This window comes from Moorena sp. SIO3I8, from assembly GCF_010692325.1.
GTDB lineage: Bacteria > Cyanobacteriota > Cyanobacteriia > Cyanobacteriales > Coleofasciculaceae > Moorena.
Genome location: NZ_JAAHHW010000374.1, coordinates 1 through 1,489, shown reverse-complemented (window position 1 = coordinate 1,489; position 1,489 = coordinate 1). Strand labels below are relative to the sequence as shown.

At 41.0% G+C, this 1,489-nt stretch carries 1 protein-coding gene; it reads left to right on the top strand.

The window, feature by feature from the left end; genetic code table 11:
* On the top strand, positions 1-1,404 hold a 1,404-nt coding region (gene ltrA, locus F6K51_RS37115), incomplete at its 5' end, for a group II intron reverse transcriptase/maturase (RefSeq protein WP_293031144.1).
* Between the last annotated feature and the right edge of the window lie 85 nt (positions 1,405-1,489).

Genomic DNA, 1,489 nt, shown 5'->3' with positions numbered 1-1,489 from the left:
GTATACATTCCTAAGTCAAATGGCAAGAAACGTCCTCTAGGCATCCCAACCTTAAAGGATAGAGTCATGCAGGCAATAGTAAAGAATCTCCTAGAACCCGAATGGGAAGCCATATTTGAACCTAATTCTTATGGGTTCAGACCAGGTAGAAGTTGCCATGATGCCATAGAGCAAGTGGTAAACAGACTAAATTCCCTCAGAAAGGATAGATGGGTTCTAGACGCGGATATAAAAGGCTTTTTCGATAACCTAGCCCATGAAACTATCATGAAACAAATAGACTCTGCTCCAGGCAGGGAAATAGTAGCAGGATGGTTGAAAGCTGGATATATAAGTAAAGGAATATATCACGAAACCAATAAAGGAACACCCCAAGGGGGAGTCATCAGTCCACTTTTAGCCAACATCGGATTGGAAGGATTGGAAGAAAAGCTCAACAACTGGGGTGGAATAAGAGGAAGATATAACAAGAAAGGAGAGAGAAGAAAAGTCTACAAACTCGGATATATTCGATATGCCGATGACTTTGTGGTCACGGCAGAAACAAAAGAAGAACTGGAAAAAGTTCTGATCCAGCTCAAAGCATGGTTATCAGAAAGAGGCTTAGAAATAAGCGATGAGAAAACAAGGATAGTCCACATATCCCAAGGGTTCGATTTTCTGGGTTTTAACGTAAGAATGTTCGGGAAAGGAAAGAATGAAACACTTCTGACCAAACCCGCCAAAAATAAAGTTCTCTCATTCTGCAAAGAAATTGGGAAAATTGTCAAAGCATTTAACGGAAAAAGCCAAGAACAATTAATCAATAAACTGAATCCGATTCTCAGAGGTTGGGCTAACTACTACAGACATTGCACATCAAAGAAAATACTCAGTTACGTAGGTAACAGGGTATGGAAATATCTGTGGGATTGGGCAAGGCGTAGACACAAAAAGCGTAAATTAAGATGGGTCAAGGACAAATACTTCAAGGTGATATACAAGAAAACTCCGTGGAGTGTGTCCAAAAGAGACTGGGTATTCTCTTGTGAGTCCACATCTAAAAGAAGAAACTCAGAATTGCGAATATATGATGTCGCAGGAACACCCATTGTGAGACACGTCAAAATAGAAGGGAGCAACTCACCCGATGACCCGATTCTCAAAGAATACTGGCTCTTAAGAAGTCTAAAAGCTAACAAAACCCTCTGGGAAAAAAATAGCAAGTATGACCAAGTAGCTAGAAGAAAGGGGTATAAATGTCCAATCTGTAATGACTGGTTACGCAATGACGAAGAAATCGAAACCCATCACATAATTCCCATAAAAGAAGGTGGTTCTAACCTGGCTGACAACCTTGTACATCTTCATAAAGCTTGTCACAAGCTTCTTCATGGCAAAAAGAAAACCAAGCAGAAGGCTTGAAGTAAGGCTTGAGCCGGATGATGGGTAACTGTCAAGTCCGGTTCTTAGGGGAGGGGAGTAGAGTAATCTACAAACCTTACCCGAC